Annotated in this window: 23 protein-coding genes; 16 read left to right on the forward strand and 7 right to left on the reverse strand. The window is 70.6% G+C overall.

Translation table 11 applies throughout. The features are described 5' to 3' along the window. Window position 1 precedes the first annotated feature (1 nt). The 4 genes from cydD to DFP85_RS03175 form a co-directional block, all read right to left on the reverse strand. The gene (gene cydD / locus DFP85_RS03160; protein WP_133634881.1) at window positions 2-1,687 is read right to left on the reverse strand and encodes a thiol reductant ABC exporter subunit CydD; all 1,686 of its coding nucleotides are present in this window, start codon (window positions 1,685-1,687) and stop codon (window positions 2-4) included. A 4-nt stretch (window positions 1,688-1,691) separates the two neighbouring features. Next, complete coding sequence (gene cydB, locus DFP85_RS03165; protein WP_133634882.1) at window positions 1,692-2,693, reverse strand: cytochrome d ubiquinol oxidase subunit II; 1,002 nt, start codon at window positions 2,691-2,693, stop codon at window positions 1,692-1,694. Between the two features lie 3 nt (window positions 2,694-2,696). Then, complete coding sequence (locus DFP85_RS03170; RefSeq protein ID WP_133634883.1) at window positions 2,697-4,106, reverse strand: cytochrome ubiquinol oxidase subunit I; 1,410 nt, start codon at window positions 4,104-4,106, stop codon at window positions 2,697-2,699. A 268-nt stretch (window positions 4,107-4,374) separates the two neighbouring features. Further along, window positions 4,375-5,358 carry a calcium/sodium antiporter gene (locus DFP85_RS03175; RefSeq protein ID WP_133634884.1) on the reverse strand — a complete coding sequence of 328 codons (984 nt, stop codon included), beginning with the start codon at window positions 5,356-5,358 and terminating at the stop codon, window positions 4,375-4,377. A 109-nt stretch (window positions 5,359-5,467) separates the two neighbouring features. Between DFP85_RS03175 and DFP85_RS03180 the strand changes: the two genes are divergently transcribed. The 12 genes from DFP85_RS03180 to DFP85_RS03235 all read left to right on the forward strand — a co-directional run bounded on the left by DFP85_RS03180 (window position 5,468) and on the right by DFP85_RS03235 (window position 18,740). Then, the gene (locus DFP85_RS03180) at window positions 5,468-6,817 is read left to right on the forward strand and encodes a paraquat-inducible protein A (RefSeq protein ID WP_133634885.1); all 1,350 of its coding nucleotides are present in this window, start codon (window positions 5,468-5,470) and stop codon (window positions 6,815-6,817) included. Then, window positions 6,814-8,502, forward strand: a complete 1,689-nt coding sequence (gene pqiB, locus DFP85_RS03185) for an intermembrane transport protein PqiB (protein ID WP_133634886.1) — start codon at window positions 6,814-6,816, stop codon at window positions 8,500-8,502. The genes DFP85_RS03180 and pqiB overlap by 4 nt, the downstream gene beginning before the upstream one ends. Then, complete coding sequence (locus tag DFP85_RS03190; RefSeq protein WP_133634887.1) at window positions 8,499-9,092, forward strand: PqiC family protein; 594 nt, start codon at window positions 8,499-8,501, stop codon at window positions 9,090-9,092. Before pqiB ends, DFP85_RS03190 begins: the two co-directional genes overlap by 4 nt. 141 nt (window positions 9,093-9,233) lie before the next feature. Then, window positions 9,234-10,544 (forward strand): DEAD/DEAH box helicase, encoded by a 1,311-nt coding sequence (locus tag DFP85_RS03195; RefSeq protein ID WP_133634888.1) that lies wholly within the window; start codon window positions 9,234-9,236, stop codon window positions 10,542-10,544. A gap of 88 nt (window positions 10,545-10,632) precedes the next feature. Beyond that, window positions 10,633-11,133, forward strand: a complete 501-nt coding sequence (locus DFP85_RS03200) for a hypothetical protein (RefSeq protein WP_133634889.1) — start codon at window positions 10,633-10,635, stop codon at window positions 11,131-11,133. A 7-nt stretch (window positions 11,134-11,140) separates the two neighbouring features. Next, the gene (locus DFP85_RS03205; RefSeq protein ID WP_133634890.1) at window positions 11,141-11,695 is read left to right on the forward strand and encodes a hypothetical protein; all 555 of its coding nucleotides are present in this window, start codon (window positions 11,141-11,143) and stop codon (window positions 11,693-11,695) included. Next, entirely contained in the window at window positions 11,676-12,902 is a 1,227-nt protein-coding gene (locus tag DFP85_RS03210; protein WP_133634891.1) for an MFS transporter, read from the forward strand. Before DFP85_RS03205 ends, DFP85_RS03210 begins: the two co-directional genes overlap by 20 nt. A gap of 35 nt (window positions 12,903-12,937) precedes the next feature. Further along, the gene (locus tag DFP85_RS03215) at window positions 12,938-13,669 is read left to right on the forward strand and encodes an ABC transporter ATP-binding protein (protein WP_133634892.1); all 732 of its coding nucleotides are present in this window, start codon (window positions 12,938-12,940) and stop codon (window positions 13,667-13,669) included. 4 nt (window positions 13,670-13,673) lie between these two features. Then, window positions 13,674-16,037, forward strand: coding sequence for an ABC transporter permease (locus tag DFP85_RS03220; RefSeq protein WP_133634893.1), 2,364 nt, complete (start codon window positions 13,674-13,676; stop codon window positions 16,035-16,037). A gap of 27 nt (window positions 16,038-16,064) precedes the next feature. After that, complete coding sequence (locus DFP85_RS03225) at window positions 16,065-17,273, forward strand: efflux RND transporter periplasmic adaptor subunit (protein WP_133634894.1); 1,209 nt, start codon at window positions 16,065-16,067, stop codon at window positions 17,271-17,273. Window positions 17,274-17,359: 86 nt separating this feature from the next. After that, the gene (locus tag DFP85_RS03230; RefSeq protein WP_133634895.1) at window positions 17,360-18,412 is read left to right on the forward strand and encodes an asparaginase; all 1,053 of its coding nucleotides are present in this window, start codon (window positions 17,360-17,362) and stop codon (window positions 18,410-18,412) included. A gap of 91 nt (window positions 18,413-18,503) precedes the next feature. Beyond that, a complete protein-coding gene (locus DFP85_RS03235) occupies window positions 18,504-18,740 on the forward strand; it encodes a DUF2789 domain-containing protein (protein ID WP_133634896.1) in 237 nt (78 codons plus the stop codon). A gap of 17 nt (window positions 18,741-18,757) precedes the next feature. Here DFP85_RS03235 and DFP85_RS18855 read toward each other — a convergent pair whose 3' ends face one another. The 3 genes from DFP85_RS18855 to trhP all read right to left on the reverse strand — a co-directional run bounded on the left by DFP85_RS18855 (window position 18,758) and on the right by trhP (window position 20,944). After that, window positions 18,758-18,913: a hypothetical protein gene (locus tag DFP85_RS18855; RefSeq protein ID WP_166644588.1), complete on the reverse strand. Its 156-nt coding sequence runs from the start codon at window positions 18,911-18,913 to the stop codon at window positions 18,758-18,760. A 109-nt stretch (window positions 18,914-19,022) separates the two neighbouring features. After that, the gene (locus tag DFP85_RS03240) at window positions 19,023-19,433 is read right to left on the reverse strand and encodes an SRPBCC family protein (protein ID WP_133634897.1); all 411 of its coding nucleotides are present in this window, start codon (window positions 19,431-19,433) and stop codon (window positions 19,023-19,025) included. Window positions 19,434-19,507: 74 nt separating this feature from the next. Beyond that, window positions 19,508-20,944, reverse strand: a complete 1,437-nt coding sequence (gene trhP, locus DFP85_RS03245) for a prephenate-dependent tRNA uridine(34) hydroxylase TrhP (protein WP_133634898.1) — start codon at window positions 20,942-20,944, stop codon at window positions 19,508-19,510. Window positions 20,945-21,157: 213 nt separating this feature from the next. Between trhP and queC the strand changes: the two genes are divergently transcribed. From queC to DFP85_RS03265, 4 genes are read left to right on the forward strand one after another with little or no spacing between them, the layout of a single operon-like run. Next, window positions 21,158-21,871, forward strand: a complete 714-nt coding sequence (gene queC, locus DFP85_RS03250) for a 7-cyano-7-deazaguanine synthase QueC (protein ID WP_133634899.1) — start codon at window positions 21,158-21,160, stop codon at window positions 21,869-21,871. Then, window positions 21,871-22,539, forward strand: coding sequence for a 7-carboxy-7-deazaguanine synthase (gene queE / locus DFP85_RS03255; RefSeq protein WP_133634900.1), 669 nt, complete (start codon window positions 21,871-21,873; stop codon window positions 22,537-22,539). Before queC ends, queE begins: the two co-directional genes overlap by 1 nt. After that, a complete protein-coding gene (locus DFP85_RS03260; protein WP_133634901.1) occupies window positions 22,539-23,384 on the forward strand; it encodes a 6-pyruvoyl trahydropterin synthase family protein in 846 nt (281 codons plus the stop codon). The genes queE and DFP85_RS03260 overlap by 1 nt, the downstream gene beginning before the upstream one ends. Then, window positions 23,381-23,650, forward strand: coding sequence for a YkgJ family cysteine cluster protein (locus DFP85_RS03265; RefSeq protein WP_133634902.1), 270 nt, complete (start codon window positions 23,381-23,383; stop codon window positions 23,648-23,650). The genes DFP85_RS03260 and DFP85_RS03265 overlap by 4 nt, the downstream gene beginning before the upstream one ends. The last annotated feature ends 33 nt before the right edge of the window (window positions 23,651-23,683 follow it).

Genomic DNA, 23,683 nt, shown 5'->3' on the forward strand with positions numbered 1-23,683 from the left:
GTCACGCTCCTCCCGGGGGGGTGGCCTGGGCCTCGAGCGACAGGCGCCGCCTCGCCAGCGCCATCAGGGCGGGATGATGGGTCGCGATGACGAGTGTTCGCCCCTTCTCGGCCAGCCCCTGCAGCGCCTCGATGAGCTGGCTCTCGGTCTCGGCGTCGAGGCTGGCCGTGGGTTCGTCGAGCAGCACCAGCGACGCCCGGGAGAGGAAGACCCTGGCCAGGGCCAGCCGCTGCGCCTGGCCCCCGGAGAGACCGACGCCGCGCTCGCCGAGGCGAGTCTCCAGCCCCAGAGGCAGCATTGCCAGCAATTCGCCGAGGCCCGCCCTGGCCAGCGCCCCGCGCATCTCCGCCTCGCCGGCGTCGGGGGCCGCCAGGCGCAGGTTATCCGCCAGGCTGCCCTGGATCAGCAGCGGGCGCTGGTCCATCCAGGCCAGGCGGAGCCCCTCGACCCTGCGAACACTGCCGCTGGCGGGCGCGACGAAGCCGGCCAGCAGCTGCAGGAGGCTTGACTTGCCGACGCCCGACGGCCCGGTGACGGCTACCACGTCGCCCGCGGCCAGCGTCAGGTCGACGGGTCCCAGCACACGGCCTCGCCCGGGATAGTCGACGCTGGCGGCCTCGAGCTCGACCAGCACATCCCGGGAGGGCACCGGGACGGCCTTGCCCGGCAGGCGCCCGGCATCGGGGGCCTCGTTGAGCAGGGCCACCAGTCCCTCGGCGGCCCCCAGTGCCGCCGCCCGGTCATGGTAGTGCTGGGAGAGGCTGCGTAGCGGCTGGAAGAATTCCGGTGCCAGCAGCAGCACCAGCAGGCCGCTGAACAGGGTCAGCTCCTCTGCGGGGCCATACTCGATGTAGCCCAGCAGGCCGAAGCCCACGTAGATCGCCACCACGGCGATCGCCACCGAGGCGAAGAACTCCAGCACCGCCGAGGAGAGAAACGCCAGGCGCAGGGTACGCATGCTGCGTTGCCGATAGTCATCGGCGGCGGCATGCACCTCGCGGGTGGCCTGGGCCGTTCGGCCGAACAGCTGGAGCGTGGTGATGCCCCGCACGCGGTCGATGAAGTGGCCCGAGAGTCGCGCCACGGCGTCGAACTGCTCCCGGTTGAGCCGCTCAGCCCCCATCCCGACCAGGGCCATGAACAGCGGGATCAGCGGCGCCGAGGCCAGCAGGAAGAGGGCCGCCAGCCAGTCCAGCCATAGCGCCGCCAGCAGGACCGCCAGCGGCACCAGCACCGCCAGCCAGAGCTGCGGCTGGAACCGGGCGAAGTAGCCGTCCAGGGCCTCCACCTGCTCCACCAGCTGGCTGGCGAGCGACGCGCTGTGCCGCGAGGTCAGCCTCACGGGTCCCAGTCGCGCCAGGTGATCGAGCAGCGCGCGCCGCGCGCGCTGGCGGATCCGCAGGCTCGCCGCCTGGGCCAGGGTTTCCTGCAGGTAGAGTGCCAGGGCACGCAGCGCCAGCATGGCGAGCAACCCCGCCAGCAGCGGCACGAGCTCGCCAGGTGACGTCCCGTCGACGACCAGGCGGCTGATGAACCGGGCCAGCAGCACCAGCTGGGCGATGGTCAGCAGGCCCGCCGCGGTCCCTGCCAGGACGGCGATACGCAGCCGCCGGCGTTCGCCGGCGGCCAGGTCCTTCAGGTAGCGGCGCGCGGTCAGCTCGCCCGAGGCCGCGTCGTTCGCGCCCATCGGCTCAGTGGTACCCCTCGCCGGGGCGCACCTTGCCGCGGAACACCCAGTAGGTCCAGGCGGTATAGGCCAGCACGATGGGGATCACGAAGAGGACCCCGATCAGCAGGAAGAGCTGGGAGCCCGGATCCGAGGCGGCATCCCAGATCGTGTAGTCAGGCGGCACGATCACCGGCCACTTGCTCACCACCAGACCCAGGTAGGTGAAGAGGAACAGGCCCAGGGTGGCGATGAAGGGTTGTCCCTCCCGGCGCTGGCTGACGGCACGCCACAGCAGCGCCGCACAGGCCAGCGCCAGCACCGGGAAGACCCAGATCAGGTGCAGGTGGCCGAACCAGCGCTCGCGGACCCCGGCATCGACGAACGGGGTCCAGACACTGATGATCGCGAACACCGCCAGTACCGCCAGCAGCAGGCGCGGCGCCAGCCGGTAGGCCCAGGCCTGGACCGCCCCTTCGGTCTTCATGATCAGCCAGGTGGCGCCGAGCAGGGCATAGCCGGCCATCAGCCCCAGGCCGGTGAGCACGCTGAAGGGCGTCAGCCAGTCCAGCGGCCCCCCCACGTAGACGAAGTCCTCCACGGCGAAGCCCTGGATATAGGCGCCCACCACCACGCCCTGGGCGAAGGAGGCCACGGCGGAACCCCAGCAGAAGGCGCGGTTCCACCAGCGACGGTTGCGGTGCGACTTGAAGCGGAACTCGAAGGCGATGCCGCGGAAGATCAGGCCGGCGAGCATCAGGAAGACCCCGATGTAGAGCGCCGGCAGGAACACCGAGTAGACCAGCGGGAAGGCCCCCAGCAGGCCCGCCCCGCCGAGCACCAGCCAGGTCTCGTTGCCGTCCCACACCGGCGCCACCGAGTTCATCATGACATCACGCGATTCTTCGTCGGGCGCGAAGGGAAAGAGGATCCCCACGCCCAGGTCGAAGCCGTCCATCAGCACATACATGATCACCCCGAAGCCGATGATCAGGGCCCAGATCAGGGTCAGGTCGAACGCTTCCATGATTCAGCTCCTTCCCGGTTGGCGAGAGGCGTCTTCGAAGGGCACATGGGCGGCCGACAGCGGACGCTTGGGCCGTTCCACCTCGTGGTCATGGGGCGCTTCGGGCAGCATGCCCTGGCGTACCACCCGGGTCAGGTAGTAGACGCCGGCCCAGAACACCACCGCGTAGACGGCGATGTAGCCGACCAGGGTGAACAGCGCCATGCCGCCGGTGAGCGATGGCGTCAGCCCCTCGGCATGGGTCATCATGCCGTAGACCAGCCAGGGTGCCCGGCCGGTCTCGGTGACGAACCAGCCCGCCAGCACCGCGATGAAGGGCGTCACCGTCATCACCCGCATCAGCTGCAGGAAGCCGCGATGCTCGTAGACCCGTCCGCCGCGTCGCAACCAGAGCCCCGCCAGTGAGACGGCGATCATGACCAGGCCGATGCCGACCATCACCCGGAAGGACCAGAACACCAGCCATACCGGCGGCTGCTCCTCTGGCGGCACCTCGCTGATGCCGGGCACCTCGCCGTCGGCATGGTGGGTCAGGATCAGGCTGGCGAGGCTCGGGATGCCGACCTCGAAACGGTTCTGCTGGGCCTCCTGGTCGGGCCAGGCGAAGAGCAGCAGCGGCACATGGGAACCGCGCTCCCAGTTGCCCTCCATGGCCGCGACCTTGGTCGGCTGGTGCTCGAGGGTATTGAGGCCGTGGAAGTCCCCCAGCACGGCCTGAGCCGGCGTGAGGACCAGCAGCAGCCACAGGCACATGGAGAGCGCCTTGCGGTTGGCCTCGATGTCGCGCCGGATGAGCAGGTACCAGGCGCTGACCCCGGCCACCACGAAGCCGCCGGTCAGGAAGGAGGCCAGCACCATGTGCCAGAAGCGGTACCAGAAGGAGGGGTTGAAGATCGCCTCGCTCCAGGAGGTGACGTGGAAGCGGCCGTCGATCAGCTCGACGCCGGCGGGCGTCTGCATCCAGCTGTTGGCCGAGAGGATCCAGAACGAGGAGATGAAGGTCCCGGTGGCCACCATGATGGCGGCAAAGAGATGGACGCCCTGGGGCACCTTGCCTCGCCCGAAGAGCAGCACCCCGAGGAACGCCGCTTCGAGGAAGAAGGCGGTGACCACCTCATAGCTGAGGACCGGCCCGAGGAAGTTCGATGCCGCCTGGGAGAAGTTGCTCCAGTTGGTACCGAACTGGAAGGACATGACGATGCCCGACACCACCCCCATGCCGAACACCACGGCAAAGACCTTGGTCCAGAACAGCGCGAGGCGGTCCCATGCCGGATTCTCGGTCTTGAAGAAGAGCCCGTTGAGCAGGGCGATATAGGATGCCAGGCCGATGGTGAACACCGGGAAGATGGCGTGGAAGGCGACCACGAAGGCGAACTGCAGTCGCGACAGCAGCAGGGGATCCAGTTCCATGAAGCACTCCTCGTTCCTGTGATGCATGAGTACGAGATGCGTCAGGCACTGGACGTGCTCTTGTGCGTGGGGCCTCGAGGACCCTGCCGCATTCTGGTCTGATCAGGGAACAACGTAGCGCATTCTACTTACGTGCGTGGCGGACAGCCGATAATAGCAAAATAGAATAAGCTAATTCCCTGATCACGCACCTATCATACGCCTACGACCCACGCGCGGGGAGGTTGTTCGGATCACCTGACCGTGTCGCGTTGTCGCAGCCGGGCGCTCAGGTCGAGCTACCGACGATCACCATGCTGACCATATAGGCGGTGTAGCCGAGGAACATGGCCAGCAGCGCAGCGCCCTCCACCCGGTTGATGCGGCCCTCGCGGCCGCGCCAGCCCATGGCGAAGACCGCCATCATCACCGTCATCGCCATCATCAGGCTCCAGTCACGCAGCAGCACCTCGCGACCGGCCTCGATGGGCGCGATCACCCCGGCCAGGCCCACCACGCCCAGGGTATTGAAGAGGTTGGAGCCCACCACGTTGCCCAGCACCAGGTCGTGCTCGCGGCGGCGCAGCGCACTGATCGACGAGGCGAGCTCCGGCAGCGAGGTGCCCACCGCCACCACGGTCAGGCCGATCACCAGGTCGCTGACGCCGAACCCCTCGGCGATGGCCACCGCGCCCCAGACCAGGATGCGCGAGCTGACCACCAGCAGCACCAGGCCGACACCCGTCCAGACGAGCCCGGCCTTCAGCGACATCGGGTGCACCGCCAGGCTCTCCTCGGTGTCGCTGGAGAGGGCATCGCTGCCGTCGCGCAGGCCAAGATAAATGGAGACGCCGATGAAGGCGGCCAGCAGCGCCAGCAGCAGGATGGCCTCGAGGCGGCCGATCACGCCACCCCACAGCAGCAGGGCGGAGAGCAGGGTGACGCCGCCCAGCACCGGCAGCTCGCGACGTACGACCGCGGAGTGCACCGCCAGCGGCGAGATCAGCGCCACCAGGCCCAGGATCAGGCCGATGTTGGCAATGTTGGAGCCATAGGCGTTGCCCAGCGCCAGGCCGGGGTTGCCCTGCGCGGCCGCCAGGGCGGAGACCACCAGTTCCGGTGCCGAGGTACCGAAGCCGATCACCAGCATGCCGATCAGCAGCGGCGACAGCCCCAGCCGGGCGGAGGTCGCCGCCGCCCCGTCGACGAAGCGCTCGGCGCTCCACACCAGCAGGACAAGGCCTGCCAATACCGCCACGGCGGGAAGTAACATGTCGTCTCCTCGGGAACATTCAGGCCCGCATGTTTGTATATGGTGTCCCCCTCGTCAACGTGCCACACTGACTTTTCTGATCTTGTCGTCATGAGGAGACCCCATCGCGGTGCCCAGGCTCGCCTTTCGCGCCCCCCCCCTGCCCCGGGGAGAACCGCTGGTGGACCGCTCGCCACCGGAGACGCGCACCTCGCGGCGACGGCTGCGGGCCTGTCACGAGTGCGACTGGCTGGTGGCGCTGCCACCGCTGCACGCCGGCGAGAAGGCCGAGTGTCCGCGCTGCGGCCATACCCTGGCCAGCCGCCATCACCGACCGGCCCAGCGCAGCATGGCGCTGGCCCTGTCCGCCCTGGTGGCCCTGGCGCTGGCGGTCTCCTTTCCCTTCGTCAGCTTCAGCGTCGGGGGCATCGGCAACCGCATCGAGCTCTCCCAGACTGCCACCACCCTGATCGGCTTCGACCAGCCGCTGGTGGCCATCGCCGTGCTGCTGACCATCGCCGTGCTGCCTGCCGTCTACCTCGCCGGGGTGGTCTGGCTGCAGCTCGGCCTGCTGCGCCAGGCCCCGCTGCCGGCCAGCCGCAGTATCGCCCGCTCGCTTTCCCACCTGCACCCCTGGATGATGGCCGACGTCTTCATCGTCGGCGCCCTGGTGAGCCTGATCAAGATCGCCGGCATGGCCGAGATCGAGCTGGGCATCTCCTTCTGGGCCTTCTGCGTCTTCGCTCTGCTGCTGCTGGCCACCACCCAGTCGCTGGATGCCGACTGGCTGTGGTTCTCGCTTTCCGGCGAGCCCCTCGCCCCGGAGGGCGTGCGCACCGGCGAACCCGCCGCCCCCCAGGGCCTGGCCGGCTGCGCCACCTGCGGTCTGGTCAACCGCCTTGACGGCGACGGCCACGGTCGCTGCCGACGCTGCGGCGAGGGCCTGCACGCGCGCCTGCCCCACAGCCTGCAACGCACCTGGGCCCTGCTGGCGGCCGCCACGGTGATGTACCTGCCGGCCAACCTCTACCCGATCATGACCACCACCAGCCTGGGGCACGCCTCGCCCTCCACCATCATCGGCGGGGTCGTGGAGCTGATCCAGATGGGCTCCTGGCCGGTGGCGGTGGTGATCTTCGTGGCCAGCGTGATCGTGCCGGTGGGCAAGCTCGTGGCACTGGCCTGGCTGTGCCTGGTGGTCCGGCGCAGCGATGAGCTCAGTGCCCCGACTCGCACCCGCCTCTACCGCCTCACCGAGTTCATCGGCCGCTGGTCGATGGTCGATGTCTTCGTGGTGGCGATCCTGGTGGCGCTGATCCGCGCCGGTGCCCTGATGTCGATCACCCCGGGCCCCGCCGCCCTGGCCTTCGGGGCCGTGGTGGTCAGCACCATGCTCGCCGCCATGACCTTCGACCCGAGACTGCTCTGGGACACGCCCCTGCCGCGTGAGTCCCGCCCCGCACAAGGAAGCCCGCGATGACCGAGCCCCCCGAGACGCCCGACCGGGACAGCCACCGCGCCCACGCCACGCCCCAGGCCCGGCTCTCGCCGATCTGGATCGTGCCCCTCGTGGCGATCCTGATCGGCGCCTGGCTGGTCTACGACAACTACCGCAGTCGCGGCCCGCAGATCACCCTGATGATGGACAGCGCCGAGGGCATCGAGGCGGGCAGCACCCTGATCAAGACCCGCAACGTCGAGGTCGGACGGGTCGAGCGGGTCCACCTCTCGGATGACCTCTCCCGGGCGGTCATCACCGCCCGCATGAGCCCCGACACCGATGCCATGCTGGTCGAGGACAGCCGCTTCTGGGTGGTCAAGCCACGCATCGGTCGCGAGGGCATCAGCGGCCTGGGCACGGTGCTCTCCGGCGCCTACATCCAGCTCGAGCCGGGCCAGAGCGAGGTCGACGCACGGGAGTTCGAGGTCAGCGAGCAGCCGCCGGTGTCGCCGGCCGGGGCGGAGGGGCTGCGCATCAACCTGGTCAGCCAGCTGGGCAACTCGCTGAACGTCGGCGACCCGGTCACCTACCAGGGCCTCATCGTCGGCCGGGTCGAGGAGGCCAGCTTCGATGCCGCGACCCGGCGCATGCACCACCGCATCTTCATCGAGAGCCCCTACCACGACCTGGTGACCGACAGCACCCGCTTCTGGTCGGCCAGCGGGTTCGACCTGCGGCTGGACTCCGAGGGCTTCCGGGTCAATATCGACTCCCTGGAGACACTGCTCGGCGGTGGCGTCACCTTCGGCGTGCCGGAGGACCTGCCCCGCGGCATGGCCGTGGAGGCCGACGCGACCTTCACCCTTTTCCCCGACGAGGAGAGCGCCCGACAGGGGACCTTCAATCGCTACCTGGAGTACGTGCTGCTGGTGGAGGACACCGTGCGCGGCCTCTCGCGGGGCGCCCCGGTGGAGTTTCGTGGCGTGCGGATCGGCACGGTGGCGGCGGTGCCCTGGAACTTCACCGCCCCCCAGCCGGATTCCCGCGCCAACTTCGCCATCCCGGTGCTGATCCGCATCGAGCCCCAGCGCCTGGGCATCGACTCCCAGGAGCTCGATATCGAGGAGTGGCGCACGCGCTTCGAGCGCCTCTTCGGGCTGGGACTCAAGGCCTCGCTGAAGAGCGGCAGCCTCATCACCGGCGCGCTGTTCGTCGACCTCAACTTCCAGCGCGACCAGGCCGGCGACTATGTCGCGGAGACCTTCGCCGAGCGCAGCGTCTTCCCCACCACCTCGAGCGGCTTCGCCCAGATCGAGGCCCAGGTGACCGCACTGCTCGACAAGCTCAACGGCCTGGAGCTCGAACCGCTGCTGGAGGGGCTGGACCGCAACCTGGCGACTTCCGAAGCCATGCTCGTCGAGGTCCGCGAACTTACCGCCAGCGTGCGCACCCTGGTCGACGACCCCGGCACCCGGGCGCTCCCCGGCAACCTCAACCAGACCCTGGAGGAGCTGCGCGCCACCCTCGAGGGCATCTCGCCGGATTCCGCCGCCTACGGCGACTTCACCGGGACCCTGCAGCAGCTCGACCGGCTGCTGCGCGACCTGCAGCCCACCGCGCGCACCCTGCGCGACAACCCCCGTGCCCTGCTCTTCGACAGCCTGGACGGCGAGGACCCGCTGCCCAGGGCGCCGCAACGCCAATCCCGAGGGAGCTCCCCATGATGCGCATCAAGGCCCTGATCGCCGCCGGCCTCGCCCTGTGGCTGGCCGGCTGTGCCGCCAGCGGGCCGGCGCCGAGCCGCTACACCCTGCCCGCGGACGCCGACGGTGACCCGCCACGCATCGCCGGGGCAGACGCCACGCACCGGCTGGTCGTCGGCCAGCCCCGGCTGGCCCGTTTCCTCGACGTCGACGGCCTGGTGCTGCAGCTCGACGACATCACCCTCAACGAGGCCAACCACCACCAGTGGGCGGAGCCCCTCGGCCTGCAGCTCGAGCGCGGCCTGCGCACTCGCCTGGCCGCGCGCCTGCCGGACACCCGGGTCATGCAGGACGGTGCCGACAACCGTCGCGGCACGGCCCCCACCCTGCGCCTGGAGGTGGATCGCTTCCATGGCCGCTTCGACGGCCAGGCCGTGGCCGGGGGCCAGTGGCAGCTGCGCGACGCGGGCGGCGACCTGCTGGCCATGGCCCCCTTCGTGGTGGAGGTGGCACTGGCCGAGGACGGCTACCCTGCCCTGGTGCGAGCCCTGGGTCGCGGCTGGGACCGGGTGGCCGACGAGATCGCCGCACAAATCAAACGGCTGCGCTGAACCGCGCACTGTGGCATACTACCGCCACGCGGCGATCGCTGGTCCCTCCTGCCGCGCCAGATTCCTTTTACACGCCTCGGCCCGGGACTGACCACGTCGACCATCGACGCGGCGCGACCGGGGCGTCTCTGCGGAGACCGCATGACCTTTTCCGACCTCGGCCTGCGTGCCGAACTGCTCCGTGCCGTCGAGGCACAGGGCTATACCACCCCGACCCCGATCCAGCTCAAGGCGATTCCCGCCGTCCTTCAGGGCGGTGACCTGCTGGCCAGCGCCCAGACCGGAACCGGCAAGACCGCCGGCTTCACCCTGCCGATGCTGCAGCGCCTGGCCGGCGGCCCGCGCCCGGCCAAGCACCAGGTGCGTGCCCTGGTGCTGACCCCGACCCGCGAGCTCGCCGCCCAGGTGGGCGAGAGCGTCGCCGACTACGGCCGCCACCTGACCCTGAAGAGCCACGTGATCTTCGGCGGCGTCGGCCAGCAGCCCCAGGTGGACGCCATCCGCGGTGGCCTGGACGTGCTGGTCGCCACCCCTGGGCGCCTGCTGGACCTGCACCAGCAGAAGCACGTCGACCTCTCGAAGGTCGAGATCCTGGTGCTCGACGAGGCCGACCGCATGCTCGACATGGGCTTCATCCACGACATCAAGAAGATCCTGCGGGTGCTGCCCGAGAAGCGCCAGAACCTGCTGTTCTCGGCGACCTTCTCCAACGAGATCCAGGCGCTGGCGGGCAAGCTGCTCGACGATCCGGCGATGATCGAGGTCGCCCGGCGCAACACCACCGCCGAGCTCGTCGACCAGGCGATCTACCGCGTCGACCGCGAGAAGAAGCGCGAGCTGCTGGCCCACCTGATCACCCAGCACGACTGGCAGCAGGTGCTGGTCTTCACCCGCACCAAGCACGGCGCCAATCGCCTGGCCGAGCAGCTCTCCAAGCAGGACATCCCGGCCATGGCGATCCATGGCAACAAGAGCCAGTCGGCCCGCACCAAGGCGCTGGCCGCGTTCAAGACCGGTGACCTGCAGGTGCTGGTGGCCACCGACATCGCGGCCCGCGGCCTGGATATCGAGGAGCTGCCCCACGTGGTCAACTTCGAGCTGCCCAACGTGGCCGAGGACTATGTCCACCGCATCGGCCGCACCGGCCGGGCCGGCAGCGAGGGCAAGGCGGTCTCCCTGGTCTGCGTCGACGAGCACGGCCTGCTCAAGGGCATCGAGCGGCTGATCAAGCGCGACCTGGAGAAGCGCATCGAGCCGGGCTTCGAGCCGGACCCCAATGCCAAGCCCGAGCCCATCGAGAACGGTCGCGGCAAGCGCTCGGGCGGCGGCGGCCGTAACGGCGGCCAGGGCCAGCGACGCCAGGGCCAGGCCGCGGGCCAGCGCCGCGGCGGCGACGAGGCCCGTGCCCCGCGCCGCCGCCGCGGTGGCGGTTCGGGCTCGCGCCAGGCCTGAGACGCCTGACTGGCGGGCTGCATCGGAATGTGCGAATGTAGCCCGCTGATCTCCCTACCCCTTCCACCGTCCAAGGCAGGACGCTTCCATGGATGAAAAGAACCTCGTCACTGGCTATCGGCGCTGGCTGACCTTCCAGCAGCAGGCCCGGCTGGACCGCGAACACCACGGCGCCCGTCAGAAGCTCGAGGAGTCGAAGGTCTCGGCGACGCGCATGACCGAAGCCTACCGCAGCATGGCCGCCAAGGGCGCCAGCGAAGGCGCCAGCTACCGCACCCTCTTCCTGCGTGACCATGGCGACACGGCGCTGGCCTGCGAGGGCTGGCTGTTCGTGCGACGGGTGCTGGCAGAGGGCGGCTCGACCCGCGTGCGGGCCACCCTGCTGACCACCTTCACCCTCGAGGAGGGCCGCATCGAGCCCGGCACCCACCCGGCCGAGAAGGTCACCCTGGAGATCTTCGACCAGTTGAACATCGATCGCGGCATGAGCAGCGTGGTGCGGGTCGACCGCATCGACGGCGACCGCGACACCCGCTTCATCACCCTGCTCGATGCGGTGCGAGGCGACCTGCGCCGCCACATGCGGTGAGCGCGGCATGCTGAAGACGCTGTTCGGCAGATCCCCCGTGGAGGTCTGGGTCATCAAGCAGGTCGATGATGGCCTGCTGCACCTGTGCGGCCAGGGCATCCTCGAGAGCGGGGACAGCCGCAAGGCCGTGCTCGCGGCCCTGGCAGAGGGACGGTTCCATGGTGCCGTGCGCCTGGCCGGCGGCGGGCTGGTGCTCAACGCCCGGCTCTTCGCCGCCCTGGTGCCGCTGGACGACCTGACGCTGACCGACGACGGCCAGGCCCACTGGCAGGACCGCCTGTGGCGCGTCTCCCAGGTGCCCCAGCGCTGCTGGGGCTTCGACGGCAGGCTGGTCGCCCAGCAGGGGGTCAGCGTCGGTGGGCTCGGCCTGGTCAGCGCCGAGGATGTCTCCGGCATCCGCCGGCGCGTGGACCGCGATACCCCGCAGCCGCCCGGCGAGGTCACCTTCCGTGCGGTCAACGAGCTCGAGGACCACCCCCTGGTCGCCGAGCCCCGGGAGGAGCCTCGCCCCGCCCGACCGGCGCATCGACGCGAGTGGCGTGATGACAACGAACGGCACTGAGGCGTCCCGGCCCGCTGCCCGCCAGCTGGCGCTGTTCATCGGTCTGATGGTGCTGGTGGGGCTCAACCTGCGCCCCGCCCTCTCCACCCTGGCCCCGCTGCTCACCCGCATCCAGCAGGAGACCGGGCTCTCGGCGCTGGCCATCGGCGCCCTGACCACCCTGCCGGTGCTCTGCCTGGGCATCTTCGCCCCGCTGGCCCCTTGGTTTTCCAAGCGCTTCGGCCCCGAGAACACCCTGGCCGCCGCCCTGCTGCTGCTGGCCGGTGGCCTGTTGCTGCGCGGCGTGCCGGCCGTGGTGGCGCTGTTCGGCGGCACCCTGATGGTCGGCGCCGCCATCGGCGTGGCCGGCACCCTGCTGCCGGCGCTGGTCAAGCGCGAGCTGCCGGCCGGCGCCGACCTGATGACCGGCGTCTACACCATGGCCCTCTGCCTCGGTGGCGCGCTGGGCGCGGGGCTGAGCATTCCCCTGGCCGACGCCCTGGGGGGCTGGCCGGCCGGGCTCGCCAGCTGGGCCCTGCTGGCGCTGGTGGCCCTGGTGGCCTGGCGGGTCCTGATGCCGCGCCATGACGCCACCGCGGCCCTTCCCGGCGGGGCCGGCTCCACCCGTGAGCTGCTGGGCCAGCCGCTGGCCTGGCAGGTGATGCTGTTCATGGGCAGCCAGTCGTCGCTGGCCTACATTGTCTTCGGCTGGCTGCCCACCCTGCTGGTGGCCCGCGGCTACAGCGAGGCCGAGGCCGGCTGGATGATGGGCGCCTCGGTGATGGTGCAGCTGCTCTCGGCCCTCTCGGCGCCCTGGCTGGCCCGCCTGGGCCGTGACCAGCGGCCTGCCCTGCTGATCGTGCTGGGCATGGTCGCCGCCGGCTTCTGGCTGCTGCTCCAGGCGCCGGCGATCTGGCGCTGGCCCGGCGTGGTGCTGCTTGGGCTCGGCCAGGGCGGCGGCTTCAGCCTCGCTCTCACCCTGATCGTGCTGCGAACGTCCACCTCACGCCTGGCCGGCAAGCTCTCGGGGCTGGTCCAGGGGGGCGGCTACACCCTGGCCGCCATGGGACCGCTCGCGGTCGGCGTGATGCTGCAGCTCGAGGTGGGGCTGGCGTCGGTGACCCGTGTGCTGCTTGGCATCATCGCCGTCAGCATGGGCTTCGCCCTGCTCGCCGGCCGCAACCACCGCCTGGAGGTCGACGACGCGGGACGTCTGGTCACCCGCTAGACTCGAAGCAGGGGGAACGAGGGGATGCCCGGCGGATGGACAACGACCAGGACGAGGTCTTCACGACGCGGGGACTGACCCGCCTCTACCGCATGGGCGAGGTCACCATCCGGGCGCTGCAGGGCGTCGACCTGGCGCTCTACCGCGGCGAGCTCGCCGTCATGCTCGGCGCCTCGGGCTCCGGCAAGTCCACCCTGCTCAACATCCTCGGTGGCCTCGACAGCCCCAGCGACGGCGAGGTGCACTATCGCGACAGGGCCGGGCAGGACCACGACCTGACCCGCGCGACCCAGCGCCAGCTGACCCGCTTCCGTCGTCACCACGTGGGCTTCGTCTTCCAGTTCTACAACCTGATCTCGAGCCTCACCGCCCGGGAGAACGTGGCCATCGTCACCGACATCAGCCGCGATCCCATGCCCCCCGAGGCCGCCCTGGCCCTGGTCGGCCTCGCCGAACGCCTTGACCACTTCCCCTCCCAGCTCTCCGGCGGCGAGCAGCAGCGCGTGGCCATCGCCCGGGCCGTGGCCAAGCAGCCCGACGTGCTGCTCTGCGACGAGCCCACCGGCGCCCTGGACTTCCGCACCGGCATCCGCGTACTGGAGGTGCTCGAACAGGTCAACCGCGAGACCGGCACCACGGTGGCGATCATTACCCACAACGAGGTGATCGGCGAGATGGCCGACCGCATCATCCGCCTGCGCGACGGCCGGGTGGACGAGATCCACGCCAACGCCCGCCGCCGTCCGCCCGGTGAGCTGCGCTGGTGATGCCATGCTGACCCTGGACCGCAAGCTCCATCGCGACCTCTGGCGCCTGAAGGGCCAGGCCCTGGCCATCGCCGTGGTGATCGCCGGCGGGGTGATGACGCTAATCCTTGCCGTCACCACCCTGGAGGCGCTGACGGGCTCCCGAGACCGCTTCTATGCCAGTCACCACTTCGCCGAGGTGTTTGCCGACGCCAAGCGCGCCCCCGCGGGGCTGATGCCCCGGCTGCAGGCGATCGAGGGGGTCAAGCGGATCGAGCCCCGGGTCAGGGCTGCGGTGCGACTGGCCGTGCCCGGCTTCGACGACCCCGTCCGCGGCCTGCTGGTGTCGATTCCCGACGGTCGCCAGCCGACCCTCAACCGCCTGAAGCTCCTCGCCGGCGCCCTGCCGGAGGCCGGCCGCGACGACCAGGTGGTGGTCAGCGACGCCTTCGCCGAGGCGCACGACCTGGCGCCGGGCGATCCCCTCGAGGCGATCATCGACGGTCGCCAGACGCGGCTTCGGCTCTCCGGCATCGCCCTGAGCCCGGAACACCTCTACCAGGCCGCCCCTAGCGACCTGATGCCGGACTACCGCCGCTATGCCGTGCTGTGGATGAACGAGCGCGCCCTGGCCAACGCCTACGACATGGAAGGGGCCTTCAACAGCCTGAGCCTGACCCTCCAGGCCGGGGCCCGCCGGGAGGACGTGATCGACGCCCTGGACCTGGCCCTGGCCCGCTACGGCGGTACCGGCGCCCAGACCCGCCACGACCAGCAGTCCCACCGCTTCCTCGAGGAGGAGCTGGCCCAGCAGCGCCTGATGGCCACCGTGCTGCCGGCCATCTTCCTCTCGGTCTCGGCCTTCCTGCTCAACGTGGTGATGGGGCGCATCATCCAAACCCAGCGCGAGCAGCTCGCCGTGCTCAAGGCGTTCGGCTATCACGACGTGGAGCTGGCCCGCCACTACGCCCTGCTGGCCGGCGCCATCGTGCTGGCCGGCTGGGTGCTGGGCGTCACCCTCGGCGCCTGGGCCGCCAGCGGGATGGCCAGCCTCTACCGCGAGTACTTCCGCTTTCCCGAGATGGTCTTCCGGGTGCCGGCCTGGGCCCTGGCCCTGTCGCTCGGCGTGGTGCTCCTGGCCGCACTGACCGGCACCTGGCAGGCGGTGTGGCGGGCGGTCAGCCGCCCGCCGGCCGAGGCCATGCGCCCGCCGGCGCCCGCGCGGTTCCGCAAAAGCTGGCTCGAACGGGCGCTGCCGGCCGCCCTGCTCGGCCATGAGGGACGCATCATCCTGCGCAACCTCGCACGGCACCCGGCCAGGGCCGGCCTCTCGGTGGCCGGCATTGCCCTCTCCTGCGGGCTGCTGATGGTGGGCGCCTACCAGCTCGATGCCGTGGAGGCGATGCTCGACCAGCAGTATCGCAACGTGCTGCGCATGGACGTCGAGCTCACCTTCGTCGATGCCACCCCGGCGCGGGCCGTCGGCGAGCTTCGCCACCAGCCCGGCGTGATGGCGGTGGAACCCTGGCGCCGGGTGCCCGCCACCCTGGTCCACGGTCACCGCGAGGTCCGCACCAGCCTGCTGGGCCTGGAACCCATGCCGCAGCTGCGCCAGCTGCTCGACGCCGAGGGTCATGCCAGGCGGCTGCCCGAGGCGGGCCTGACCCTGACCCGCCACCTCGCCGGGGAACTCGACGCCCGCATCGGCGACACCCTGGAGGTGGCCATCATGGAGGGTCGGCGTCGCCGGGTCCGCCTGCCGCTGGTGGCCCTGGTGGACGAGCCCCTGGGCACGGGCGCCTACCTGCGCCGGGAGCGCCTCAACGCCCTGATGGGCGAGGGGCCTGCCATCAGCGGGGCCTGGCTGCTGGTCGACCCCGGGCGCATGGACGAGCTCAATGCCGCCCTATGGGCCATGCCGGGCGTCGCCGCCATCGGGCTGCTCGCCGACGCCGAACGCGGCATCCGCGACTATCTCGACGAGACGCTGCTGATGGTCGCGCTGATCTTCGTCACCGTTGCCGGCTCCATCGCCTTCGGGGTGGTCTACAACGATGCGCGTATCGCCTTCGCCGAACGTGCCCGGGAGCTGGCCACCCTGCAGGTGCTGGGCTACACCCGGGCCGAGGTGTCACGCATCCTGCTCGGCGAGATCGCCCTGCTGACGCTGGTCGCCATCCCGCTGGGCTGGGCCATCGGCATCGCCTTTGCCCGGCTGCTCAACCAGGCCTTCAGCAGCGACCTCTACCGGATACCCCTGGTCTTCACGCCCCAGGCCTTCGGCATCGCCGCCGGCGGGGTGCTGGGCGCCTCGCTGCTGGTGGGCCTGCTGGTGGTCCGCCGCCTGGGCCGTCTCGACAGGATCCGCGTGCTCAAGGCCGTGGAGTGACCCGCACCGCACCACAGGAGATCCCTCATGACATCACGCCAGCGCTGGACCCGACGTCTGCTGTGGACCGCCATGGGGCTGGCCCTGGTCATGGCCCTGGCCTGGGCGCTGCGCCCGGCCCCGGTGCCCGTCAGCGTGGCACCGGTGAGCGTCGGGCCCTTCATCGACTCGATCACCGAGGAGGGCCGTACCCGGCTGCGCGACACCTGGAACGTCTCGGTGCCCATCGCCGGCTATCTGCAGCGGGTGCTGCTCGAGGTAGGCGACGAGGTCGAGCGGGGCCAGGTGCTGTTTCGCCTCGAACCCAGCCCGGCCCCGGCCCTCGACCCGCGCTCCCGCCAGCAGGCCGAGGACGCCCTGCGGGCTGCCGAGGCGCGGCTCGAGGCGGCCCGCGCCAACCTGGAGACCGCCCGGGCCGAGCGCCGCTTCGCCGAGGCGGAGTACGAGCGCTACCGCCAGCTCCACCAGCGCAACCTGGTCTCCACCACCGAGCTGGAGCAGCGCCAGAGCCAGCGTGACCGCCAGCGCGCCCTGGAGCGGGCCGCCGCATCCAGCGTCGAGGCGGCGAGCTTCGAGGTGGAAAGTGCCCGGGCCGTGCTGGCGGTGGCCAGCGGCCAGCGCGGCGACATCGAGCACCCGGAGCTCGAAGTGCGCGCCCCGATCGATGGCGTGGTGCTGGGCCGCTATCGCTGTTGCGAGGGGAGCGTGGCCGCCGGGGACCCGATCCTGGAGCTCGGCCGCCTCGACGACCTGGAGATCCAGGTCGACCTGCTTTCCATGGACGCCGTGCGCCTGCGCCCGGGGATGACAGTGCGCATCACCGGCTGGGGCGGCGAGCCCCTGGCGGGGAGCGTCCGGCGCATCGAGCCCGCCGGCTTCACCCGCATCTCCGCGCTCGGCGTCGACGAGCAGCGCGTGCCGGTGATCGTCGACTTCGACGCGGCGGTCGACCCCGCCGCCCTGGGGCTGGGCAGCGGCTTCCGGGTCGACGTCGAGTTCCTGGTCTGGCAGGCCGAGGAGATCCTGCAGCTGCCCACCGGCGCACTGTTCCGCGAGGCCGGCCAGTGGACGGTGTTCGTGGTCGAGGACGGGCGTGCCCTCAGCCGTCGGGTCGAGGTCAACCGGCGCAGCGGACTGGTCACCCAGGTCGTCGGCGGCCTCGAGCAGGGCGAGCGGGTCATCCTCCATCCCGGCGAGCGGGTGGCGGAGGGCGTGCGGGTCCGCCCGGACCCCTGAGGGCCGCGGCCGCCGCCTTGCCCCCTCGCGGTGCACCGGTATCATGGCGCCATCGCGTTTCCCATCCGCCGCCGACAGGAGCCCCCATGCCCGCCCCGGTTTCCGCAGACTCCCCCGTGCTGGTGATCTACACCGGCGGCACCCTGGGCATGGTCGAGACCGCCCGCGGCCTGGCCCCGGCTGGCCACATCGAGGCGCGCCTGCGGCGCGCCCTGGCCAGCCTGCCTCCGGGCCGCCAGGCGAGCCTGCCGGCCTTCGAGGTGCTCGAGATCGACCGCCCCATCGACTCCAGCAGTGCCACGCCCGATGACTGGCAACGGCTCGCCTCCCTGGTGGCGCGGCGCTACCGGCAGCATGCCGGCATCGTCATCCTCCACGGCACCGATACCCTGGCCTGGACGGCCTCGAGCCTGGCCTTCCAGCTGCCGGGGCTGGATCGCCCGGTGATCCTCACCGGCGCCATGCGCCCCCTGGAGGCCGAGGGCAGCGATGCCGCGGCCAACATCGAGGACGCCCTGCGCTTCGCGGTCACCCCGCGCCTGCAGGAGGTGGCAATCTGCTTCGCCGGCAAGCTGCTGCGTGGCTGCCGCTCCCGCAAGTGGCGGACCCGGGAGGCCGACGCCTTCACCAGCCCCAACCAGCCGCTGCTAGGCGAGCGAGTCGACGACGAGGTCGTGCTCTATCCGGGGCGCGGCCTGGCGGACCACCAGCGGGGCGCCCCGCGCTTCGAGCTGGCCGACTATGCGCCGCTGGCGGCGGGGGGCGTGGTACGCCTGGCCCTCTGGCCGGGCATCCAGGCCTGGCAGGTCGAGGCCTGGTTGCGCGACGACCGGGTCCGGGGCGCCGTGCTCGAGGTGTGGGGTGGCGGCAACCTGCCCGACGACCCGGCGCTGGCCGGCGCGCTCGCCCGCGCCAGCGGCGAGGGCAAGCTGCTGGCGGCCCTCAGCCAGTGCCCCCAGGGTCCGGTGGCCTTCGGTGCCTACGCTGCGGGACAGGGGCTGGCCGAGGCGGGGGTGCTCTCGGCGGATGACATGACCCCGGAGGCCACCTTCACCAAGCTGGTCCACCTGCTCGCCCTTCCGCTCCCGGAGGAGGAGCGGCGACGGCGCTTTCTCACGCCGCTCGCCGGCGAGCGATAGGGCGTCGACGGCAGCGTTGACGGGCGTCAAGCACGGCATCCCGGAAGTCGCTAAGGTGGGAATATCTCGACAGGACAGCAGGAGTCACGCCATGGAACACCCCGACCACCCCTTCACCGAACTCTTCGAGCAGCTCGGCCTTGCCTCGGATCCCGCAGCGATCAAGCGCTTCATCGACCGCCATGCCCCCCTTCCCGAGGACGTCGCCCTGCCCGATGCGCCCTGCTGGAACGAGGGCCAGGCGGAGTTCCTGCGCGAGGCCCTGGAGGAAGACGCCGACTGGGCCGAGGTGGTCGACCACCTCAACACCTCGCTGCGCAAGGGCTGAGCCGGCGGTCGCGGTCGTCAGGCAGGCGGGGAGGCCCCGCCCCGGGGATCCTCGGAGGGAGAGAGTTCCTCCGGCGGCAGGCGTGGCATGGACGCCACGCGTCGATCCACCAGGTGCAGCAGCCAGAGCTGTCCCGCCAGGACGGCAAGACACCAGAGAAGACCAGTGATCATGGGTGGATCCTCGCGCAGGCCGACGGCCTGGGTCCCCCCATCATAGCCCTGGCAGCGGGCGGCGGTAAGATAGGCCGCTAATTGATTTTGGTGATCACTGCCGCCGGATTCATAGCCGCGCCTCGACCCGCTCCAGGATCTGCCGGCTGACCTTGCCGACCAGCGGCCGTGCCGCCCGGTTGACGGCCTTCTCCAGCAGGCGATTGCGGATGGCGTAGGTCAGGGTCAGGGCCACCTCGGTGCCCCCCGCCACGGGCGTGAGGCGATAGCAGCCCCGGTTGTGCACCCCGTCCAGCGACTCCCAGGCCAGCACCTCTGGGGCGCGCGCCTCGGTGATCGCCACGTCGAAGGTCCAGTCCATGCCCACGGCGTGGACATGCCAGCGATAGCGGTCCTCCCCCAGCGGCTCGATGGCCTGGATCAGGTCGGAGTAGTCGGCAAAGTCCTCGACCCGCTCGAGCAGGGCGAAGACCCGGTCGGGCGGTGCCTTGAGAATCGCGCTGTGTTCGATGGTGGCCATGCCGCTCCCTGTTCGAAGAACAATCGATGCCTACCATGTCGCCGGCGGCCGTGGATGTCCAGCCGCCGCCCGGCTCAGAGGTCGCGCATCAGCAGCGCGAACTCGATCCGCTCCGTCGCGATGGGCTCGCCCGGCACCGGGATGCGCACCACGTGGCCGGAGCCGGGCGCGGCGTCCACGGATTCGCCGCGGCGGTTCTCGATATGCTCGAGCACGAAGCGGCGGTTGCCACCCGGCAGCATCAGCTCCATACCGTCGCCGACCTCGAAGCGGTTCTTGACGTCGACCTCGAGCACGCCGCGGTCCGGGTCGTAGCCGATCACCTCGCCGACGAACTGCTGGTGCACCCCCACCGAGTTGCCCTGCTCGTAGTTCTGGTACTCGTCGTGGACGTGGCGGCGGTAGAAGCCCTCCGTGTAGCCGCGGTTGGCCAGGTTGTCGAGCTCGTCCATCAGGCGCATGTCGAAGGGGCGGCCGGCCACGGCATCATCGATGGCGCGCCGATAGACCTGGGCGGTGCGCGCCACGTAGTAGTGGGACTTGGTACGCCCCTCGATCTTCAGCGAGGTGACGCCCATCTCCGTGAGCCGCGGCACGTGCTGCACGGCGCGCAGGTCCTTGGAGTTCATGATGTAGGTGCCGTGCTCGTCCTCGAACACCGGCATCAGCTCGCCGGGGCGGGTGCGGTCCTCGATCAGCGCCGAGAGCTCGTCCTGGCCCTCCACGCCGCCCGCGGTGGCGGTGCTCGCCATCGCCTCGATCGGCTGGGCACTGCCGCCGCCGGAGGCAATCAGGCCGCCCTGCCGCCCCCCGTCCTGGGGCGTCCAGATGCCGCTGCCGGCATGGGCGCGGGCCGAGTTGGCCGGCACCAGGTCGCCGGTCTCGTCGTGGGCGGCGGCCACGGTGTTGTACTTCCAGCGGCAGGCGTTGGTGCAGGTGCCCTGGTTGGGGTCGCGGTGGTTGAAGTAGCCGGAGAGCAGGCAGCGGCCGGAATAGGCGATGCACAGCGCGCCGTGGACAAAGGTCTCGATCTCCAGGTCGGGACACTCGGCGCGGATCTCGGCGATCTCGGCGAGCGACAGCTCACGCGACAGGATGATGCGGCTGATGCCCTGCTGCTGCCAGAAACGCGCCGCCGCCCAGTTGACCACGTTGGACTGCACCGACAGGTGGATCACCTGGTCCGGCCAGCGCTCGCGGATCATCATGATCAGGCCCGGGTCTGACATGATCAGCGCGTCCGGGCCGGCCTCGATCACCGGCTCCATGTCGCGCAGGTAGGTCTTCAACTTGCTGTTGTGCGGCGCGATGTTCGAGGCCACGTAGAACTGCTTGCCCCGCTCATGGGCGTAGGCGATGCCCTTGTGCAGGTTGTCGATCTTGAAGTCGTTGTTGCGCACCCTCAGCGAGTAGCGCGGCTGGCCGGCATAGACCGCATCCGCGCCATAGGCGAAGGCGTAGCGCATGTTCTTGAACGTTCCCGCGGGGGAGAGCAGTTCGGGGGCTTGCATAGAAGGTCACCGTTGTCAGGACGATGGCGCACGACGGCGCAGGGTGTGAAGGGGGCGCGATTATAGCAGGACAAGGGCCGAACGCCGAACGCCGAACGCCGGAGACTGGAGTTCCCCGGGGCCGGCAGGTCACGTAGACTGTGGCCGTTTCCGGACCGGACCCCGGATCGCCGCGCAAGCGGCCCGACAAATTCTCCGACCAGAGCTCCCGCCATGAACGACGCTTCTACACCTGCCACCGTGGTGATCTACTCCGGCGGCATGGATTCCTATACCGTGCTGCACCGGGCCCTGCGCGAGGGGCGCGAGGTCCACGCCCTCTCCTTCGACTACGGCCAGCGACACGCCCGCGAGCTCGAGGTGGCCGCGCGCGTCTGCCGCAATCTCGGCGTGCCCCACCAGGTGGTGGACATCCGCGCGATCCATGGTCTGATCGACGCCTCGGCGCTCACCGACGCCCGCCGCGCGTTGCCCGAGGGCGACTACGCGGAGGAGAACCTCACCGCTACCGTGGTGCCCAACCGCAACATGATCCTGCTCTCGCTGGCCATCGCCAAGGCGGTCAACATCGGCGCCGGACGGGTCGACTATGGCGCCCACGGCGGCGACCACGTGCTCTACCCCGACTGTCGACCGGAATTCGTCGAGGCGATGAACGCGGTGGCCGGCATCGCCAACTTCCAGGCCGTCGAGATCCACACGCCCTACCTGCAGGCCGGCAAGGCGGAGATCCTCGCCGACGGCCTGGCCATGGGGCTCGACTACGCCGACACCTGGACCTGCTACCGGGGGGAGGCGCTGGCCTGCGGACGCTGCGGCAGCTGTCGCGAGCGCCTGGCCGCCTTTGCCGCCAATGACGCCACGGATCCCCTCGGCTATTGTCAGCGGCCCGACCCCGCCGCCGAACCGGCCAAGGGGGGCGAGTGATGTACCACGTCAAGGAGGCCTTCTACACCCTGCAAGGCGAGGGCGGCCAGGCGGGTCGCGCCAGCGTCTTCTGCCGTTTCTCGGGCTGCAACCTCTGGTCAGGCCGCGAGGCGGATCGCACCAGTGCGGCCTGCCGCTTCTGTGACACCGACTTCATCGGCACCGACGGCCAGAACGGTGGGCGCTTCAGCAGCGCCGAGGCACTGGCCAACCACCTGGCCGCGCTCTGGCCCGACCAGGACGGCCATGATGGGAGAGCCGCCACCCCCTATGTGGTCTTTACCGGCGGTGAGCCGCTGCTGCAGCTCGACGAGGCGCTGATCCGCGAGATGCACGCCTGCGGCTTCGAGGTGGCCGTGGAGACCAACGGCACCCTGCCCGCCCCCGCCGGCATCGACTGGCTCTGCATCAGCCCCAAGGGCGACAACGCCCTGGCGATCACCGCGGGCAACGAGCTGAAGCTGGTCCATCCCCAGGCCGACGCCCCGCCGACGCGCTTCACCCGGCTCGACTTCGACCACTTCTTCCTGCAGCCGATGGCTACCGGGCCGGCCGTTCCCTCGGGCGACGCCCTGCCCGACACCCTGGCCGAGACCGTGGCCTACTGCCTGGCCCACCCCCGGTGGCGGCTGTCGCTGCAGACCCACAAGATCGCGGGGATCGACTGATGACGCTCTTCGTCAACCGCCTCACCCATCTCGATGTCTCGCTCTGGTGCCCGCGGCGGGGCCTGGTCGGCGCCAGCTGGCAGGTCGACGCGGAACTCGACGGCGAGCTCGGTGAGGACGGCATGCTGTTCGACTTCGGCGAGGTGAAACCCTGGATCAAGTCGCGACTGGATGGCGACCTCGACCATACCCTGCTGGTCCCCACCCGGGCCCAGGGAGTGACGCTCCACGACTGCCGGGAGGGGCTCTGCGTGCGCAGCGAGCGACCCTACCCGCTGGAGGTGCGTGCTCCGCGCCAGGCGCTGAGCCTGCTGCCCTGGCGCGAGATCACCCCGGAGCGACTCGCCGGCCACCTGGCCACCGAGCTGATGCGCCGCCCGCCGCCGCGGGTCAGCGACATCCGCCTGAGGCTTAGCGAGGAGGCCATCGAGGGGCCAGCCTACAGCTACAGCCATGGCCTGAAGCAGCATGCCGGCAACTGCCAGCGCATCGCCCATGGCCATCGTTCGCGCCTGGAGGTCTGGCAGCAGGGGCAGCGCGTCCCGGCCCTCGAGCAGCACTGGGCCGAGTGGCTGGCCGACCGCTACCTGGTGGACGAGGCGGATGTCGTCGACGACGACGCGCCCGGCTTCCGCGACCAGCTGAGCTGCCGCTACCGCGCCGAGCAGGGGCACTTCTTCATCCGGCTCCCGCGCAGTCGCTGCGCGGTGCTGCCGACGCCGACCACGGTGGAACACATCGCCGCCTGGCTGGCCGGGGCCATCGCCCGGGAGAGCGGCCAGGCCACGCGGGTCCAGGCCTTCGAGGGCATCGACAAGGGCGCCATCGCCGAGGCCCGGCCATGACCCCTAAGGCCCCTGCCGAGGGCTGTCGTCCGGGGTGCGGCGCCTGCTGCATCGCGCCCTCGATCAGCTCGCCGATTCCCGGCATGCCCGACGGCAAGCCGGCGGGCGTGCGCTGCGTGCAGCTCGATGACGCCAACCTCTGCCGGCTGTTCGGTGACCCGCGCCGCCCCGCGGTGTGCACGCGGTTCGACTATGACCCCGAGCTGTGCGGCACGCGACGCGACGAGGCGCTCAGGCGCATCGAGGCCCTGGAACTGGCCACCTGAGCCCCGCCCGCCCAACCGCAACGGCGCCCCTGG

Source organism: Halomonas ventosae (assembly GCF_004363555.1).
GTDB classification, from domain to species: Bacteria; Pseudomonadota; Gammaproteobacteria; order Pseudomonadales; family Halomonadaceae; genus Halomonas; species Halomonas ventosae.

What these genes read in the sequence shown, in the direction of transcription:
- DFP85_RS03225 (WP_133634894.1), top strand. Translation starts at nt 16,065, where the DNA reads ATGACATCACGCCAGCGCTGGACCCGACGTCTGCTGTGGACCGCCATG.
- queE (WP_133634900.1), top strand. Translation starts at nt 21,871, where the DNA reads ATGTACCACGTCAAGGAGGCCTTCTACACCCTGCAAGGCGAGGGCGGC.
- DFP85_RS03195 (WP_133634888.1), top strand. Translation starts at nt 9,234, where the DNA reads ATGACCTTTTCCGACCTCGGCCTGCGTGCCGAACTGCTCCGTGCCGTC.
- pqiB (WP_133634886.1), top strand. Translation starts at nt 6,814, where the DNA reads ATGACCGAGCCCCCCGAGACGCCCGACCGGGACAGCCACCGCGCCCAC.
- DFP85_RS03220 (WP_133634893.1), top strand. Translation starts at nt 13,674, where the DNA reads ATGCTGACCCTGGACCGCAAGCTCCATCGCGACCTCTGGCGCCTGAAG.
- DFP85_RS03190 (WP_133634887.1), top strand. Translation starts at nt 8,499, where the DNA reads ATGATGCGCATCAAGGCCCTGATCGCCGCCGGCCTCGCCCTGTGGCTG.
- DFP85_RS03175 (WP_133634884.1), bottom strand. Translation starts at nt 5,358, where the DNA reads ATGTTACTTCCCGCCGTGGCGGTATTGGCAGGCCTTGTCCTGCTGGTG.
- DFP85_RS03235 (WP_133634896.1), top strand. Translation starts at nt 18,504, where the DNA reads ATGGAACACCCCGACCACCCCTTCACCGAACTCTTCGAGCAGCTCGGC.
- trhP (WP_133634898.1), bottom strand. Translation starts at nt 20,944, where the DNA reads ATGCAAGCCCCCGAACTGCTCTCCCCCGCGGGAACGTTCAAGAACATG.
- DFP85_RS03260 (WP_133634901.1), top strand. Translation starts at nt 22,539, where the DNA reads ATGACGCTCTTCGTCAACCGCCTCACCCATCTCGATGTCTCGCTCTGG.
- DFP85_RS03230 (WP_133634895.1), top strand. Translation starts at nt 17,360, where the DNA reads ATGCCCGCCCCGGTTTCCGCAGACTCCCCCGTGCTGGTGATCTACACC.
- DFP85_RS03210 (WP_133634891.1), top strand. Translation starts at nt 11,676, where the DNA reads ATGACAACGAACGGCACTGAGGCGTCCCGGCCCGCTGCCCGCCAGCTG.
- DFP85_RS03265 (WP_133634902.1), top strand. Translation starts at nt 23,381, where the DNA reads ATGACCCCTAAGGCCCCTGCCGAGGGCTGTCGTCCGGGGTGCGGCGCC.
- DFP85_RS18855 (WP_166644588.1), bottom strand. Translation starts at nt 18,913, where the DNA reads ATGATCACTGGTCTTCTCTGGTGTCTTGCCGTCCTGGCGGGACAGCTC.
- DFP85_RS03200 (WP_133634889.1), top strand. Translation starts at nt 10,633, where the DNA reads ATGGATGAAAAGAACCTCGTCACTGGCTATCGGCGCTGGCTGACCTTC.
- queC (WP_133634899.1), top strand. Translation starts at nt 21,158, where the DNA reads ATGAACGACGCTTCTACACCTGCCACCGTGGTGATCTACTCCGGCGGC.
- DFP85_RS03240 (WP_133634897.1), bottom strand. Translation starts at nt 19,433, where the DNA reads ATGGCCACCATCGAACACAGCGCGATTCTCAAGGCACCGCCCGACCGG.
- DFP85_RS03205 (WP_133634890.1), top strand. Translation starts at nt 11,141, where the DNA reads ATGCTGAAGACGCTGTTCGGCAGATCCCCCGTGGAGGTCTGGGTCATC.
- DFP85_RS03170 (WP_133634883.1), bottom strand. Translation starts at nt 4,106, where the DNA reads ATGGAACTGGATCCCCTGCTGCTGTCGCGACTGCAGTTCGCCTTCGTG.
- cydD (WP_133634881.1), bottom strand. Translation starts at nt 1,687, where the DNA reads ATGGGCGCGAACGACGCGGCCTCGGGCGAGCTGACCGCGCGCCGCTAC.
- DFP85_RS03215 (WP_133634892.1), top strand. Translation starts at nt 12,938, where the DNA reads ATGGACAACGACCAGGACGAGGTCTTCACGACGCGGGGACTGACCCGC.
- cydB (WP_133634882.1), bottom strand. Translation starts at nt 2,693, where the DNA reads ATGGAAGCGTTCGACCTGACCCTGATCTGGGCCCTGATCATCGGCTTC.